Annotated in this window: 18 protein-coding genes; all 18 read left to right on the top strand. The window is 69.1% G+C overall.

All coding sequences use genetic code 11. The features are described from left to right. Positions 1-682, top strand: a 682-nt coding sequence (locus OTB20_RS32300; protein ID WP_267822984.1) for a phage portal protein, incomplete at its 5' end; no start/stop codon positions are given. Further along, positions 679-1,476: an HK97 family phage prohead protease gene (locus OTB20_RS32295; protein ID WP_267822983.1), complete on the top strand. Its 798-nt coding sequence runs from the start codon at positions 679-681 to the stop codon at positions 1,474-1,476. The genes OTB20_RS32300 and OTB20_RS32295, both read left to right, overlap by 4 nt. Positions 1,477-1,615: 139 nt before the next feature. After that, positions 1,616-3,037 (top strand): phage major capsid protein, encoded by a 1,422-nt coding sequence (locus OTB20_RS32290; protein WP_267822981.1) that lies wholly within the window; start codon positions 1,616-1,618, stop codon positions 3,035-3,037. A 72-nt stretch (positions 3,038-3,109) separates the two neighbouring features. After that, positions 3,110-3,454, top strand: a complete 345-nt coding sequence (locus OTB20_RS32285) for a hypothetical protein (protein ID WP_267822979.1) — start codon at positions 3,110-3,112, stop codon at positions 3,452-3,454. 15 nt (positions 3,455-3,469) lie between these two features. Further along, positions 3,470-3,742, top strand: a complete 273-nt coding sequence (locus OTB20_RS32280) for a hypothetical protein (RefSeq protein WP_267822978.1) — start codon at positions 3,470-3,472, stop codon at positions 3,740-3,742. 11 nt (positions 3,743-3,753) lie between these two features. Next, positions 3,754-4,347 (top strand): head-tail connector protein, encoded by a 594-nt coding sequence (locus OTB20_RS32275; RefSeq protein ID WP_267822976.1) that lies wholly within the window; start codon positions 3,754-3,756, stop codon positions 4,345-4,347. Positions 4,348-4,356: 9 nt separating this feature from the next. Continuing rightward, positions 4,357-4,575 carry a hypothetical protein gene (locus OTB20_RS32270; protein ID WP_267822974.1) on the top strand — a complete coding sequence of 73 codons (219 nt, stop codon included), beginning with the start codon at positions 4,357-4,359 and terminating at the stop codon, positions 4,573-4,575. After that, positions 4,547-5,002 (top strand): hypothetical protein, encoded by a 456-nt coding sequence (locus OTB20_RS32265; protein WP_267822972.1) that lies wholly within the window; start codon positions 4,547-4,549, stop codon positions 5,000-5,002. Before OTB20_RS32270 ends, OTB20_RS32265 begins: the two co-directional genes overlap by 29 nt. 4 nt (positions 5,003-5,006) lie before the next feature. Further along, complete coding sequence (locus tag OTB20_RS32260) at positions 5,007-5,741, top strand: hypothetical protein (RefSeq protein WP_267822971.1); 735 nt, start codon at positions 5,007-5,009, stop codon at positions 5,739-5,741. Positions 5,742-5,747: 6 nt separating this feature from the next. Continuing rightward, positions 5,748-6,158, top strand: a complete 411-nt coding sequence (locus OTB20_RS32255) for a phage tail tube protein (protein ID WP_267822970.1) — start codon at positions 5,748-5,750, stop codon at positions 6,156-6,158. Further along, positions 6,158-6,661, top strand: a complete 504-nt coding sequence (locus tag OTB20_RS32250; protein ID WP_267822969.1) for a hypothetical protein — start codon at positions 6,158-6,160, stop codon at positions 6,659-6,661. Before OTB20_RS32255 ends, OTB20_RS32250 begins: the two co-directional genes overlap by 1 nt. A 10-nt stretch (positions 6,662-6,671) precedes the next feature. After that, complete coding sequence (locus OTB20_RS32245; protein WP_267822968.1) at positions 6,672-7,082, top strand: hypothetical protein; 411 nt, start codon at positions 6,672-6,674, stop codon at positions 7,080-7,082. 153 nt (positions 7,083-7,235) lie between these two features. After that, positions 7,236-9,572: a phage tail tape measure protein gene (locus OTB20_RS32240; RefSeq protein WP_267822967.1), complete on the top strand. Its 2,337-nt coding sequence runs from the start codon at positions 7,236-7,238 to the stop codon at positions 9,570-9,572. A 14-nt stretch (positions 9,573-9,586) separates the two neighbouring features. Further along, complete coding sequence (locus OTB20_RS32235; RefSeq protein ID WP_267822965.1) at positions 9,587-12,763, top strand: hypothetical protein; 3,177 nt, start codon at positions 9,587-9,589, stop codon at positions 12,761-12,763. Positions 12,764-12,775: 12 nt separating this feature from the next. Beyond that, complete coding sequence (locus tag OTB20_RS32230; RefSeq protein WP_267822963.1) at positions 12,776-13,270, top strand: hypothetical protein; 495 nt, start codon at positions 12,776-12,778, stop codon at positions 13,268-13,270. A gap of 61 nt (positions 13,271-13,331) precedes the next feature. Further along, positions 13,332-14,231 (top strand): hypothetical protein, encoded by a 900-nt coding sequence (locus OTB20_RS32225; RefSeq protein WP_267822961.1) that lies wholly within the window; start codon positions 13,332-13,334, stop codon positions 14,229-14,231. A gap of 9 nt (positions 14,232-14,240) precedes the next feature. Continuing rightward, positions 14,241-14,504: a hypothetical protein gene (locus tag OTB20_RS32220; protein ID WP_267822959.1), complete on the top strand. Its 264-nt coding sequence runs from the start codon at positions 14,241-14,243 to the stop codon at positions 14,502-14,504. Continuing rightward, the gene (locus OTB20_RS32215; RefSeq protein WP_267822957.1) at positions 14,504-14,764 is read left to right on the top strand and encodes a hypothetical protein; all 261 of its coding nucleotides are present in this window, start codon (positions 14,504-14,506) and stop codon (positions 14,762-14,764) included. The genes OTB20_RS32220 and OTB20_RS32215 overlap by 1 nt, the downstream gene beginning before the upstream one ends.

Here is a 14,764-nt window from a genome sequence, read left to right as displayed (position 1 = left end):
GGCGTACAGCCACTCCGTTCGCGGCAGACCCCGAGAAATCACAGAACGTGACAACTACGTGATCGCCCAGGGCCTGTGCCTGTTTCGCCCAAGGCTCCCCACCGCGCCTATCTGCGCGACCTCTAAGACGATTAGCCCCGACCAGGCCGAGGAGACGAAGCGCAGGTTCAAGGCCGCGACGTCCAGCCAGGACTTGTTCGTCACGGGCAACGACTGGGAGTACAAGATGATCCAGGCCGACGCCGCCGGCGCCGACTGGATCGAGGCCAAGCGGTACGGCATCGGCGACATCGCCCGCTTCTTCGACTGCCCCGGCGACCTGATCGATGCGGCCGCCGGCGGGATGACATACGCCAACATCACGCAGCGCAACCTCCAGTTCCTGGTCATGAACCTGGGCCCGGCGATCGTCCGCCGTGAGGACGCTCTGTCGTCCCTCACCAGCCGGCCCCGGTTCGTGAAGCTCAACACGGATGCGCTGCTGCGCATGGACCCGCAGACCCGGGCGGCGATGTTGCGCACGCAGATCGAGTCCCGGCAGCTCGCACCGTCCGAGGCCCGCGAGCTGGAGGACCGGCAGCCGTTCACCGACCTGCAGCTCGCCGAGTTCGACCGGCTGTTCGGCACCAAGAACCCCGCCCCGGTCCCCGGAGCTACCGCCACGACAGGAGTCCCGTCATGACAGATCCGGCCAGCCTGCGGGCGCAGGCCGCAGCCGCCCGCCGTTCTGCTGCGGGTTCCGCCGAGATGCGCGTACCCCGCGACCGACCCCTCGAGCAGGCCGTCCGCTTCACCTCGCAGCTCCGCGCCAAGAAGGTGCTGCGCGACGAGATGGAGTGGTACGAAGTCGAGGGCTACGCGTCCTCGTTCGAACGCGGCTACGAGATGTGGGATGCGTTCGGCCCTTACACCGAGGTGGTCACCAAGGGCGCCGCGGACAAGACGCTCGCGGCTGACCCCGAGGTGGTGTTCCGCTTCAACCACGGCGGGACCCCGATGGCCTCGACAAGGAACAGCCGGCTCCAGCTGTGGGCCGACGACGCCGGCCTGGGCCAACGGGCGTGGCTCAACCCCAAGCGGTCCGACGTTCAGCTGCTCGTGCAGGCCATCGAGGACAGCGACGTGCGCGAGCAGTCGTTCATGTTCCGCATCACCGACGGCACGTGGTCCCCGGACTACACCGAGTACCGCATCAACAGCTTCGATCTGGAGCGCGGCGACGTGGGCCCGGTCACCTACGGCGCGAACCCGCACACCTCGGTGTCGGCGCGCTCCGGCGAGTTCCTCGCCTCCATCGATCACCTCTCCCCCCTCGTCGCCCGCGAGGCGCTCGCCCGGCTTTCCGAGCGCGCCGACCTCCGGGCCCCGCAGCCCAGCGCGCCCGCGACGGCGCCCGCGGTCGCACCGCCCGCCGAGGGCCGGTCCATCTCCATGGTCCGGGCCCGGCTCCTCGCCCAGCTTGGCGACGAGGACTGACCGTCCTCTGATCCACCTTCCAGCACGCCATCCGGCAGATCGCCCGGAGGCGGGACTCGCCACGCCCGGCAGACGACCCGGGCCCGCCGCGCAGTCGCGCTGACCCCACCACCATCCCGATCTACCGGAAGGCAGCACCATGCCCGGAACCATCGACGACCTGATCGCCTCGATCGAGGTCGAACTCGAAGCGGCCCACAAGCGCAGCAAGAAGTGCGGCGCCGAGATCCAGCTCATCCTCGACAAGGCGCAGCAGGACGGCCGCTCGAACCTGGAGCCCGAGGAGGACAGCCGGATCACCGAGCTGTTCGCCGCACGCGACCAGGCGAAGAACGATGTCGGCGGCATCGAGAACAAGCTGTCCAACGCGAACAAGATCAAGTCGGATGAGATGGAGCGGCAGGCCGAACAGAAGAAGGTCACGGCCACCGAGGTCCGTCGCCCGTCCTACGACCAGGTCGCCCGCGTGGGCCGCGAAGAGCGGACCTACCGCAAGGACGAGGACCCGCACGGAAAGAACTTCCTCCTCGACGTCTCCCGGCAGTTCCTGTACGGGGACGTCGAGGCGGTGTCTCGGCTGTCGCGGCACATGCAGGAGGAGCGTGTCGAGCGCGCCCAGTTCATGCAGCGTGCCACCAACACGGGCGCGTTCACGGGCCTGGTCGTGCCGCAGTACCTGACCGACCTGTATGCGCCGGCCACTGCCGCGCTGCGGCCCTTCGCCGACATCTGCAACCGGCACCAGCTGCCAGCGGACGGCATGTCCGTGAACATCTCCCGGATCACGACCGCGTCGTCGGCCGCGCTGCAGGCCTCGGAGAACGCAGCGGTGTCCGAGACGAACATGGACGACACGCTGCTGACCATCCCGGTGCAGACCGCGGCCGGCCAGCAGACCGTGTCCCGGCAGGCCATCGACCGCGGGCAGGGCATCGAGGACGTCACGATGCAGGACCTGTTCAACCGGGTTCACACCGTGCTCGACAACACCCTCATCAACCAGGCTTCGACGGGGCTCTCGGCGATGGCGCAGGCCAACGCGTACACCGACGCGTCGCCGTCCGGCGCCGAGCTGTACCCGAAGGTCCTGTCCGCAGCGGCCGGGGTCGAGGCCGCGATGCTGGCGATGGGCCGGCCGACGCACGCGGTCATGCACTCGCGGCGCTGGTACTGGCTGTCCAGCCAAATGTCCTCGACCTGGCCCATGATCAACTGGACGGGCATCCCGCCGCAGTCCGCCGGACAGGCCAACTCCTCCAGCTCCTACGGCTCCGGCGTCCGCGGCCTGCTGCCGTGCGGGCTGGAGGTCATCGTCGACAACAACATCGGCACCGGCCTTGGCGCGGGCACCAACGAGGACGAGGTCTTCGTCGTCCCGAACAGCGAGTGCCACCTCTGGGAGGACCAGGACGCACCGCTGATGATCCGCGCCGAGCAGCCCACGGCCGCCACCCTCGGCGTTCTCCTCGTCGCCTACAAGTACTTCGCGTACACGTTCGGCCGTTACCCGAACGCCATGCAGAAGATCGGCGGCACTGGCCTGGTCACGCCCACCTTCTGACCCCCTTGACGGACGGTCGGCCCCACGTCCCCGGGGCCGGCCGTCCCCTTCTGCGCCGACTGGAGAACTGCTATGCCTGTCCGTCCCGTTCAGGGCGACGTCGCCCTGGCGCCGGCCGCCCGCACCGCCACCGCGAGCAGTGGCCCTGTCGCTGCTGCGGGCGCTGCCTCGATTGCCTTGCTCGCCGTGCACGTGTCTGCGGCGTCCGGCACCACACCCACCCTCGACGCGGTACTGGAGCAGTCCGTCGACGGCTCCAGCTGGAGCACCGTCACTGGCTCCGGCATCACCCAGCTCACCGCCGTCGGCAACCGCCTGTCGGCGGGCGCGGTCACCGCTAACTACGTCCGCGCCACGCTGACGATCGGCGGCACCACGCCGTCGTTCACGTGCAGCGCGTCCATCCTCTTCGTCTGAATTGGAGACGGTCCGATGACACAGAAGGAAGACCGGAAGATGATCGCCGCCCTGCTGCGTGAGCGCGAGAGCTACGTGCGGCGTGGCGAAACGGACCGTGTGCGGCAGGTCGACGAACAGCTCGCCCACTACGGCCACGAGCCGGAGCAGGCCGACGAGACGGAACCCGCAGGGCGGGGGGCCGCACCTGCCTCGACTGCAGACGGCGACGCCGCGGCCGAGGAGCGACGTGGACGCGGCCGACCCCGCAAGCCCCGCGACGACGCGGGCAACATCGTCCGCGACTAGGAGGGTCCGCCGTGGCGAACGAGTACGCCGACCTCGGCACGCTAAAACGGCAGCTCGGCGTGGACGATAACGACGACAGCCGCGATGCCCTACTGGAACAGGCGCTCACCGCGGCGTCCCGCTCCATCGACCGGGCGACCGGCCGCCGGTTCTGGCTGGACGGCACCGCCGTGCAGCGCGTGTACCGGCCGCAGGGCCGCACTGTCGTCGAGAACGACGGGACCGCGCTCCTGATCGATGACATCGGCAGCACGTCCGGTCTGCTCGTCGAGACCGGCTCGGCTGCGGCGTGGTCCACGCTGACCGGCTGGGAGGCCCTGCCCGACAACGCGCTCGCCGTCGGCCGTCCCATCACCGGCCTCCTCAGGTCCGGCAGCTGGGGTACCGGCACCGGCCGAGTCCGGGTGACCGCGCTCTTCGGCTGGCCGGCCGTCCCCGACGAAATCGTGCAGGCCTGCCTGATCCAGGCGAACCGCCTGTTCAAGCGCAAGGACTCCCCGGAGGGCGTGACCGGATCCGCCGAGTGGGGCGTGGTCCGCCTGTCCCGCCGGGATCCGGACGTCTGGAACCTGATCGAACCCTACGTACTGCCCGGCTTTGGGTGAGGAGTCCCCATGCGTATCCGTATGACCGCCGAGATGCCCGAGGGTGCCACCCGCAACGGCGAGCCGTGGCCAGCCCTGGGCGAGGAGGCCGACGTACCGACCGCCGACGGCGCGCACCTCGTCGCCGCTGGGGTGGCCGAGGAGGTCGGCGAGTCCAGCCCGAAGAGCGGGCGCCGCAAGGCGACGGCGAAGGGGGTGGATGGCGGTGCAGATGGCGGCGATCCGTGAGGCAATCGCGGACGCGGCCCGCGCCGTAGTCCTGCCCGCCGGCGCCGGGAAGCTGACGTGCTCCGGTTACACCCCGGACTCGGTACTCGCGCCGCACTTCTTCGCGGGCGAGTACTCGCTGGAGTTCGACAAGGCGATGGGGCGCGCGCTCGACGAGGCCGAGCTGACGTGCCGTGTGCTGGTCGGCCGGGCCGATGACGTGTCCGCGCAGCGCACCCTCGACGCGCTGCTGTCCGGGTCCGGGCCCGCGTCCCTGAAGGCCGCGATTGAGGTGGCCCGCGGGGCGCCCGGCGAGGACGCACTCGGCGGCTTGGCTGACGACCTGCACGTGACCCGCGTGCAGGGCTACCGCTGGTACGAGCACCAGGGCACTCAGTACGTCGGGGCCGAGCTGCTCATCAAGATCTTCGGCGACGGAAGGAGCTGACCCCGTGAGCAAGTTCGTCCTGCTCAACGCCCGACTGTTCGCCGTCGGCGCGGATCTGACTGGCGCCTCGAACAAGATCGAGCTGACCGCCGAGGTCGAGGACAAGGACACCACCAACTACTACAGCAACGGGTACAAGGAAGTGATCGGCGGGCTCGGCTCCGCCGAGGTCACAGCCGAGGGACAGTGGGAAGCGGCCGACGCTACCAAGGTCGACAACGCGAGCTGGACACAGCTCGGCGGCGTCGGCCCGTGGACAACCTGCCCGGACAACGCGGCTGTCGGCGACCTCGCGTACATCACGCAGTGTCTGCGCTCCAGCTACGCGCTCGGCGGCGCCGTCGGCGACGTGGCGCCCTGGTCCGGGAAGGGCGCTTCCGCGTGGCCGCTCGTGCGTGGGCAGATCGCCCATCCGGCCGGTACCGCGCGCACATCGACTGGTGTCGGAACGGCGGTCCAGCTTGGCGCGGTCACGGCGGGCAAACGGCTGTACGCCGCGCTGCATGTGCTGTCCGTGGCCGGGACCACGCCGAGCATCACCGCGCGCATCGAGTCCGACAACGCGGTGGGCTTTCCCAGCGCCACGACGCAGCTGACGTTCACTGCGGCCACGGCCGCCGGCGGCGAGGCGCTCCGCACCACGGGTGGCGCCATCACGGACGACTGGTTCCGCGTCGCGTGGACGATCACTGGCACTGCCCCCAGCTTCATGTTCGCCACCTCGATCGGAATCAGGTGATCTCCCATGGCCAAGATGGTCTTGCTCTCCCAGTACCTCGCGATCAACAGCGTCGACCTGTCCGACTACACGCGTAAGGCGGAGCTGTCGATCGAGGTTGAGGACAAGGACGTCACGACCTACGGGTCGCTCGGCTGGAAGGCCGTGCTCGGTGGGCTCAAGTCCGGCGAGCTCTCGATCGAGTTCCTTCAGGACGTGGCCGCGACGAAGATCGACAGCATCATGTGGCCGCTGCTCGGCACCGTCGTGACCTTCGAGGTCCGGGCCGACTCCGCAGCGGTCGGCACGTCCAACCCGAAGTACACCGGATCCATCCTGATCAAGGGGTGGAACCCGATCGAAGGCTCGGTCGGCGACGAAGCTTCGGTGGGCCTGTCCTTCCCGACGTCTGGCGCCGTGACTCGCGCCACGGTCTGATGTCTGGCGGCCCGCCCTTCGAGGTCACCGTCACACACGACGGGCTGGACACGCTGGCCCGCGCTCTACGTGCGGAGACCGACGGGAAGCAACTCCGCAAGGAACTCGCCAAGAACATGCGCGAGGCCCTCAAGCCCGCGGCCGTACAAGCCAAGTCCGGGATCATGGCGATGTCGTCGGCCGGTCCGGGCACCGCGCCCGCGCTGCGCTCCGCGATCGCCAAGAAGATCCGCCCCGAGGTGAAGCTCGGCGGCAACTGGTCGGGCGCCCGGATCAAGGCGTTCAAGACCCGCAACATTCGCGGGTTCGCCAACGCGCCCAAGCGCACCAATCGCGCGCGTGGTTGGCGCCACCTCACCTATGGCCACGAGCCGTGGGTTCAGCAGCACGGCAAGACCCTCTGGTTCGACAGGGCCATGGAGGGCGACACCAACCGCTACACGCGCGCCGTGCATGAAGCGATGGAAGCGATGGCCCGGCGGATCGCCGACCGGGTCGAGTAAGGGGACGAGCATGTACCTGGTCTACCAGCCGGACGGCAGCGACGAGCCGAAGCGGTGGAACTACAACCCACGCAAGATCATGTCAGCCGAGCGGGAACGAATCGAGAAGATCACCGGGCGTGACTGGTCCGACTTCACCCAGGCCGTCGTGAAGGGGAACAGCCTCTGCCGCCGTGCGCTGCTGTTCGTGTTCCTCAAGCGTGAGCACCCTCCCACCCGCTTCGAGGACGTCGACTTCGCGTGGGAGGAACTCCGCCTGGAGCACACCCGCGGCGAGCTCCTCCTCATCCGGGAGCAGGTCGTCGACACGGCGCCAGCCGACCAGCGCGAGGCGATCCTCGCCAACCTCGACCAGGACATCGCCGAGGCGGAAGACGACTCGGCCACCGAGGGAAAAGCCCAGCTGCCAGTCGTCGCCTGAGGCGCGTCGGCGACGCGGCACACCTGCTCGGCGTCCGGCCCTGGGAGTGGGACCTGATGACCGTCGATCAGGAGGACGCACTCCTCGACTGGCTCGACGCATACGAGAAGGCCCAACGTGAAGCGAATGAGCAGATGAGCAGGAGGTGACCCCGTGGCCTCGGACACCTCACTCGTCTTCAACCTGATCGCCCGCGACCGGGCGTCCGGAGAGATCAGCAAGTTCGGCGAGCGGATCACCACCGCGTCGGCGGGGATCGGTGCCGGCGTCGGCGCTGCACTCGCCGTCGGCATCACGGGCGCACTGGACGTGGGCGCCGCGAACGCCAAGCTCGCGGCGCAGCTCGCTCTCGGTCCGGCGCAGGCGGCCGACATGGCGAAGGTCTCGGCCAGCGTCTACCAGAACGCGTGGGGCGACAGCACCGAGACCGTGAACATGGCGATCAAGGGTGTCTACCAGAACATCGGTGATGTCTCGAACGCGAAGGGCGGACTAGAGGGAATCACGACGAAGGCGCTCGCGCTCGCGGAGACTTTCGACCAAGACCTCACGATGTCCACGGCCGCCGTCGGTCAGCTCCTGCGGACCGGCCTGGCGAAGGACGCCGACGAGGCGTTCGACATCATCACCGCAGGACTCCAGTCATCGGCCGACAAGAGCGGTGACTACCTCGAAACCCTCAACGAGTACTCCACCCAGTGGCGGCGTATCGGCCTCGACGCGGGGACCGCGACCGGTCTCCTGTCGCAGGGGCTGAAGGCCGGCGCCCGCGACGCCGACCAGGTAGCCGACGCCCTCGGGCAGTTCGGTGAGCGTGCCCTCGCCGGCGGCAAGCCCGTCGAGGAAGCGTTCAAAGCCATCGGCCTGAACGCCACGACGATGGCGAAGATGATCGGGGCCGGCGGCGACCAGGCCGAGAAGGCCCTGCAAATGACCATGGACAAGATGCGTGGCACGAAGGACGAGCAGGTCAAACTCAACACCGCGGCCGCCCTGTTCGGCGACCCGGGTAACGTGCTCGGTGCCGCGCTGTTCGCGCTCGACCCTGCCTCTGCGGCGGCCGCTTCCGGTATGGACAAAGCGAGCGGCGCCGCGGACCGGATGGTCGACACCGTCGGCGGCTCGGCCGCATCCCAGTTGGAGACGTTCAAGCGGAAGGCGATCGGCGAACTGACCGAGGTCGGCGGGGTCGTCGTCAGCTGGGCCATGAAACACCAGACCGTGGTCAAGCCATTGGTGATGACGTTCCTCGCGCTGGCCGCGACGGTGCTCGTCGTCAAGGGCGCGATGATGGTGTACTCCGCTGTCTCCGCTGTGGTGGCCGGTGCGCACGCGATCATCTCCGCGTCGTGCTGGACGGTCATCGGGAACTGGCTGCGGATGAACCTGATCGGGATCGGCGTGTACGCGCGGATCGCCGGCGCCGCAGTCGTGTCCGCCGCGACGACCGGTGCGGCGTGGGTCGGGTCGGCTCTCACCTCGATCGGCACGTGGGTCCTGGCCGTGATGCGTGCGGGCGCGGTAGCCATCGGGCAGTTCGTGATGATGGCGGCCCGGGCTGTGGTGTGGGCTGCGGTCATGGCCGCGCAGTGGCTGATCGCCATGGGCCCCATCGGCTGGATCATCCTCGGCGTGATCGCGCTGGCTGCGCTGATCTACACGTACTGGGATCAGATCAAGGCGTACACCGTCGCCGCGTGGGGCGCGGTCTGGGGCGGCATCAAGTGGGCCGCCGATCAGATCTGGAATTTCTTCGTGACGTGGATGCTGGGCGGGATCATCTGGCAGCACTGGGCAGAAATCCAGCAGGGTGCGACGACCACGTGGAACGCGATCATCGGCTGGCTGTCCGGAGTACCGGGCATGATCTATCAGGCGTTCCTCAACTTCACCCCGATCGGCCTGATGATCAAGCACTGGGCGGCGATCAAGAACGGCGCCGTGGCCGGGGGTACCGCAGTCGTCAACTGGATGCACGGACTACCGGGCATGATCGCCTCGGCGATCGGCGACCTCGGCGGTCTCCTCTTCGGCCACGGCCACGACGTCGTCTACGGATTGTGGCGCGGCATCCAATCCATGGGCGGCTGGCTCCGCTCCACCCTCATGGGCTGGGCCCGCAACCTGATCCCCGGCCCGATCGCGAAAGCCCTCGGCATCGCCTCACCGTCCAAGGTCATGGCCGAGCTCGGGCAGTGGATCCCGGCCGGTGTCGTCGTCGGCATCGAGGCCCGGCAAGACGACGTCGCCGCAGCCATGGCAACGCTCGTCCCCACCCCATCGCAAGGTCAGTCCGTGCTCGCCGGCCAGCAGCTCGCAGGCGGGGCCGGTGGCGCACCGCTGACCCGGCCCGGGTTCGGATCGCAGGCCCTCACCGTGCGCCTCGTCATCGACGCGGCCGTCGAGTCGGCGTTCGCCACTGCGGTCCGTAAGTCCGTCCGCCTCGTCGGCCAGGGCAGCGTTCAAACCGCGTTCGGACAGAGCAACTAGAAAGGGGGCCCGCGGTGGCCTTCCCCCAGACCCCGATTGAACTCCTTGCCGAGATGCAGATCGGCGGCATCTGGACGGACATCACCGCAGACCTGTACGCCCGGGCCCCGCTCACCATCGAGCGGGGCCGGCCGGACGAGGCGGCCCGGGTGGATCCCGCCCGGGTGTCCTTCCAGCTCAACAACCGGGACAACGAGTACAGCCCCCGGAACCCGAGCAGTCCGAACTACGGGCTCATCGGACGGAACACTCCGGTACGTTTCAGCCTCCCGGCCACCGAGGCGTACATGTCCATCCCGGCCGTCGCCGCGTCGGCGTCGACCCCCGACGTCGCGGCCCTGGACATCGTGGGTGACATCGACGTCCAGGCCGACATGCGACCCGACGTGTGGGCATCCGAGCTGGGCGCCAACGGCATGGAGGTGATGGGCAAGTACCAGACCACCGGCAACCAGCGCTCGTGGGGTCTGCTCATCCGCCCGTCAGGTTCTATCCAGTTCAGGTGGAGCGCGGACGGAACGGCGCTGCTGCTCTCCGAGTCCACCGTCCCGGTCCCCTTCCGCGCCCGCCAGCGTGGCGCGGTCCGGGCCACCCTCGACGTGAACAACGGAGGCGGTGGCTGGACCGCCACGTTCTACACCGCGCCCACCCTCGCCGGTCCCTGGGTGCAGCTCGGGGATCCGGTCATCGGCGCGGGCGTCACCTCCATCTTCAGCTCGACGGCGCCGCTTGAGGTCGGCGACATCAGCACCCTGAACCTGTCGCAGGCCGGCCGCCGCTACTACGCGGCGCAGGTCCGCAGCAGCATCGGCGGAACCGTCGTCGCCAACCCGGTTTTCACGGCGCAGAGTCCGGGCGCCACCACGTGGGCGGACTCGGCTGGCCGGACGTGGACCCTGTCCAGCCAGGCCGCGATCAGTCAGCGCGAGTACCGGGCGCACGCCGAGGTGTCGGCATGGCCGCCTCGCTGGGACGAGTCCGGCCGCGACCTGTACGTACCGGCCGAGGCAGCCGGCATCATGCGCCGCCTCGGGCAGGGGGCAAAGCCGCTCGCCTCGACACTGCGACGGCGCATCCCCCGAGTGGGAAACCCGGTCGCCTACTGGCCGATGGAGGAGGGACGCTCAGCCACGCAGGCCTACTCGCCCGTGACCGGAGTCGCGCCGCTGGTTACCGGCGGCCTCGACTACGCGGCAGACGACACCCTGCTCGGCTCGGACCCGCTGCCTCAACTCTCAGCGGCCGCCTCGATGGCCGGTGTCGTACCCGCGCACACGGCCACCGGATCGTGGCTGGTGTCCATGGTGTTCTACTGGCCGACGGCGCCGGCATCGGACGCCGTGCTGCTCGATTTCACGACGAGCGGGTCGGCTGCCCGCATCCGGCTGACGGCGCAGCCCGGCGGCGTCTTCTTCGAGGGACTGACCTCCACCGGCGCCACCCTGTTCTCCTCCGGCATCATCGCCGGGGCCGACTTCTACGGGGTCTGGAACCGGCTCGAACTCAACGCGGTCACCTCCGGCGGGAACGTCGATTACCGCGTCGGATGGGCCAACGTCTCCGGCGCCGGGTTCGGCTCCACATCGACAGTGGCCGCGACCGCTGGCACCGTCACCGGGATCGCCACCACGTTCGGAGCGCTCGCCAAGGGCGTCAGCCTGGGCCACCTCGGCGTGTTCGCCAGCAGCAACACCGACGTCTACGACGGGGCCGACGACGGCTACCTCGGCGAGCGTGCATCCGCGCGTATCGCCCGCCTGTGTACCGAGGAAGGGGTCCCGGCTGCGGCCGCGCGAGCGGACACCACGCTCGGCCCGCAGCGCCCTGACACACTCCTCGCGCTCCTCGGCAAGGCCGAGGCCGCCGACCTCGGTGTGCTCCTCGAGGACCGGGAGACACTCGGCCTGCGCTACCGGGCCCGGACCGAGTACTACAACCAGCCCGTCACACTGACCCTGAACTATGCGACGGCCGGTCACGTGGCCCCACCCCTCGAGCCGATCGACGACGACCAGCGGCTGCGCAACGACCGCACCGTGGTCCGGGACGGCGGCTCGTCGGCGCGCGCGGTGGACACCACCAGCCCACTGTCGACGCAAGCCCCGCCCGCCGGGGTCGGCATGTACGACGACTCGCGGACGCTGAGCCTGGCATACGACACGCAGCCGGCGGACATCGCTGGCTGGCTGCTGCACATGGGGACATGGGACGAAGCCCGCTACCCGAGCGTCCACATCAACCTGGCCGCAGCGCCCTCCCTCATCCCCGCCGTCCTCGCTCTGGACATCGGGGACCGGATCCAGATCATCAACCCCCCGACGTGGCTGCCGCCCGGCCCGATCGACCTGATCGTCGAGGGATACACCGAGACCATCGGCCATCCGAACAGCTGGGACATCGTCCTCAACTGCTCGCCGGCGGGCGCGTGGACGGTCGCGGCATCCGAGGAGGCGCGCGCGGACACGGCTGGCTGCACCCTCGGGTCGGACATCACGTCGACGGCGACCTCGGCGTGGTCCCTGGTCAGTACGGGGACCCGGTGGGTGACGTCGACGGGCCGACTGACGGCGAACCCGGACATGGAGGTGTCGGTCGGGAACTGGACGGGGATTGGCGGGACGATCTCTCAGGTAGCGACGCCGTCCGCGGCACCATTCGGCGGCTCGTGGTCGCTGCAGCTGATACCGAGCGGCGTGTCCTCGGTGGCCTACGCCGAGTCGGATGCGGTCGCTGTGTCGGTCGGCACGACGTACCGGGCCCACGCCTGGCTGCGGTGCGCAACCAGCCGGAGCGTGCAGCTACGCATCGGCTGGAGGGACAGTGGCGGCGTCCTGCTGTCGGTGTCGACGACCCAGATCGACGTGAACGCCGGTGAGTGGACGCAGTTCTCCGGCACGGCCGTTGCGCCGGCGAGCACGGTAACGGCCACCGTGCTCGCGCTGATGGCCAGCACCCCGCCCACCTCTGACGTCCTCCTCGCGGACGTCATGATGCTGGCGACGCCGACGTCCCTCGCGACCGAGTTCCCGATCCTGCTGGGCATGGCCGGCGAGCACGTCCTGCTCCGCACCTGCTCCGGTGCGAGCAGCCCCCAGACGGGCAGTGGGCTCCGCTCCCAGAACGGCATCGTCAAAGCCCAGACAGCAGGCACGCCGATCGGCCTCGCCCACCCCACCATCGTCGCTCTCTGAGAGGAGCCTGCTGTGGCTAACACAACTTGGTACGCCGGGCAGCGCCTCACCGCGGATGCCCTGAACGACATGTGGCCGAGCAGCGTCCAGGCCACCACCGCCAGTTTCAGTGTCCCGACCGCACCCAGTGCCTACACGGCGGTGCCCTTCACGGCGGCGGCCCCGATTTATCCGAGCACGATGTGGCTCATCGGCGCCCCCACTCGCCTGGTCGCCCCGACCGAAGGAACCTATGTGGTGCATGGCGGCATCACGTGGCCGGGCACCCTGTCCACTGCGGACGCACGCGGCGAGATCCGCTTCAACGGCTCCGGGACTGCGGTCACTACGGCTCGGGTGCAGACGCAGCGTGGAAGCACTGGCGGAATGGGCGCCACCATGTCCGGCACGGTGATATTCACCGCGGCCGCGCAGTACATCGAGCTGTACGTCAACCAGAACTCAGGCGTGTCGGTTGTCATCACCGCAGCTTTCGGCATGACCCGGATCTCCTACGCCACCACCTGACTCACCCGCAGCCCCGGCCCGCGTCTGGCGGCCGGGGCTCTTCTCATGCCCTGGAGGTCGCATGTCCACCGGCGCCCAGTTCTACCCCGGGTCATCCACCGCCTACCGGTACGACGGCCGCTACCCGGGCCTGATGCAGGAGATCAACTGCTGCGTCACCCACACCACCGAGGGCACGAGCCTGCCCGACTACGACGGCGGCGTCAGCGCCCCCAACAGCACGCTCCTGCCGGACATCCCGAACAAGCGGATCAAGGTCTACTGCCACTTCCCCGCCGACATGTCCGCCCGCGCGCTCGTCGACAACCCGGACACCACGGTCCGCACCAACCGCAACAACTGCCACCAGGTCGAGCTCGTCGGTTCCTGCGACCCGGCGCGGCGAGTGTCCTGGGGCAAGCTCCGCGCCGGCGTCGACTACATCTACTGGCCCGACGCCCCGGACTGGCTGCTCCGTGCCTACGCCGGCTACCTCGCCTGGCTGCACACCGAGCATGGCGTCCCGCTCACGCTGACGCCACGGCCGTTCCTCGCGTACCCGGGCAGCTACGGCAACAGCGCGGCCCGCATGGCCCTCGATGAATGGGCCGACTTCGAAGGCCACTGCGGGCACATGCACGTCCCGGACGGCAACAACCACGGCGACCCCGGCAACACCCGCATGGACTTGGTCCTCCAGTACACCCGCCAGATCGTCGCTGGCGACACCAATCCCCCGACGTCCGAGGAGGACGACATGCCGACCCCGATGGAGCTCTGGGCCTACAAGGGCAAGGGCGAGCCGATCGACGCCTACGCCTACCTGGTCACCACCAACAAGCGGGTGGCCGCTCTCGCCGAGCAGGTGTCCGCGCTCACCACGAAGGTCGCCTCGCTGGAGACCACCGGTCTCACGCCCGAGCAGATCACCGCCATCGCCAACGCTGTGGCGGACGTCCAGGCCCGCCGCCTCGCCAACTAGGAGACTCACATGACCAGTCCCTTCCCGTCCTCCGAGGTCATCGTCAGGACCGGCAAGACCTATGCCAAGGACCTCACTGAGCGCGTGCTCTGGACCGGCGCAACCGCCGTCGGCGGCGTACTCATCGCCGCCGGCCCGGCCGACATGCTGCATGTCTCGTTCTGGAAGTCGGTCGGCGTAGCCGGGATCATCGCTGCGGGCACCCTCCTGAAGGGGCTCGCGGCGCGGATGTTCGGCGACCCGAACAGCGCGTCCACCGTCAAGGGCGTGTGATGACGTCCCCTGACCCTGGCGTGTACATCAGCCCGGCCCAGATGTACCAGGAGGTGAGGGGGCTGGCCGTAGCAGTGGGCCGGATCGAATCGAAGATCGACGGAATCCTCGACGAAACCAAGGACATCCGCACAGATCTTCAAGACCACGAGGCGCGGATACGCAACCTAGAGCGCGCCCGCTGGCCCCTGCCGACGATCGGCGTTCTCGCCGGCGTCGGCGGGGCCGTGACCGGGGCGCTCGCCCTGCTCGCCCGATAG

Source organism: Streptomyces sp. H27-H1 (assembly GCF_026627445.1).
Lineage (GTDB): Bacteria > Actinomycetota > Actinomycetes > Streptomycetales > Streptomycetaceae > Streptomyces.
Note: the sequence above shows the minus strand (reverse complement) of the source record. Positions and strands in the feature narration are given on the sequence as shown.

Coding starts and splice junctions, on each gene's coding strand:
- OTB20_RS32225 (WP_267822961.1), top strand. CDS start 13,332: ATGTCCACCGGCGCCCAGTTCTACCCCGGGTCATCCACCGCCTACCGG.
- OTB20_RS32215 (WP_267822957.1), top strand. CDS start 14,504: ATGACGTCCCCTGACCCTGGCGTGTACATCAGCCCGGCCCAGATGTAC.
- OTB20_RS32245 (WP_267822968.1), top strand. CDS start 6,672: ATGTACCTGGTCTACCAGCCGGACGGCAGCGACGAGCCGAAGCGGTGG.
- OTB20_RS32270 (WP_267822974.1), top strand. CDS start 4,357: ATGCGTATCCGTATGACCGCCGAGATGCCCGAGGGTGCCACCCGCAAC.
- OTB20_RS32280 (WP_267822978.1), top strand. CDS start 3,470: ATGACACAGAAGGAAGACCGGAAGATGATCGCCGCCCTGCTGCGTGAG.
- OTB20_RS32285 (WP_267822979.1), top strand. CDS start 3,110: ATGCCTGTCCGTCCCGTTCAGGGCGACGTCGCCCTGGCGCCGGCCGCC.
- OTB20_RS32250 (WP_267822969.1), top strand. CDS start 6,158: ATGTCTGGCGGCCCGCCCTTCGAGGTCACCGTCACACACGACGGGCTG.
- OTB20_RS32290 (WP_267822981.1), top strand. CDS start 1,616: ATGCCCGGAACCATCGACGACCTGATCGCCTCGATCGAGGTCGAACTC.
- OTB20_RS32295 (WP_267822983.1), top strand. CDS start 679: ATGACAGATCCGGCCAGCCTGCGGGCGCAGGCCGCAGCCGCCCGCCGT.
- OTB20_RS32220 (WP_267822959.1), top strand. CDS start 14,241: ATGACCAGTCCCTTCCCGTCCTCCGAGGTCATCGTCAGGACCGGCAAG.
- OTB20_RS32265 (WP_267822972.1), top strand. CDS start 4,547: ATGGCGGTGCAGATGGCGGCGATCCGTGAGGCAATCGCGGACGCGGCC.
- OTB20_RS32255 (WP_267822970.1), top strand. CDS start 5,748: ATGGCCAAGATGGTCTTGCTCTCCCAGTACCTCGCGATCAACAGCGTC.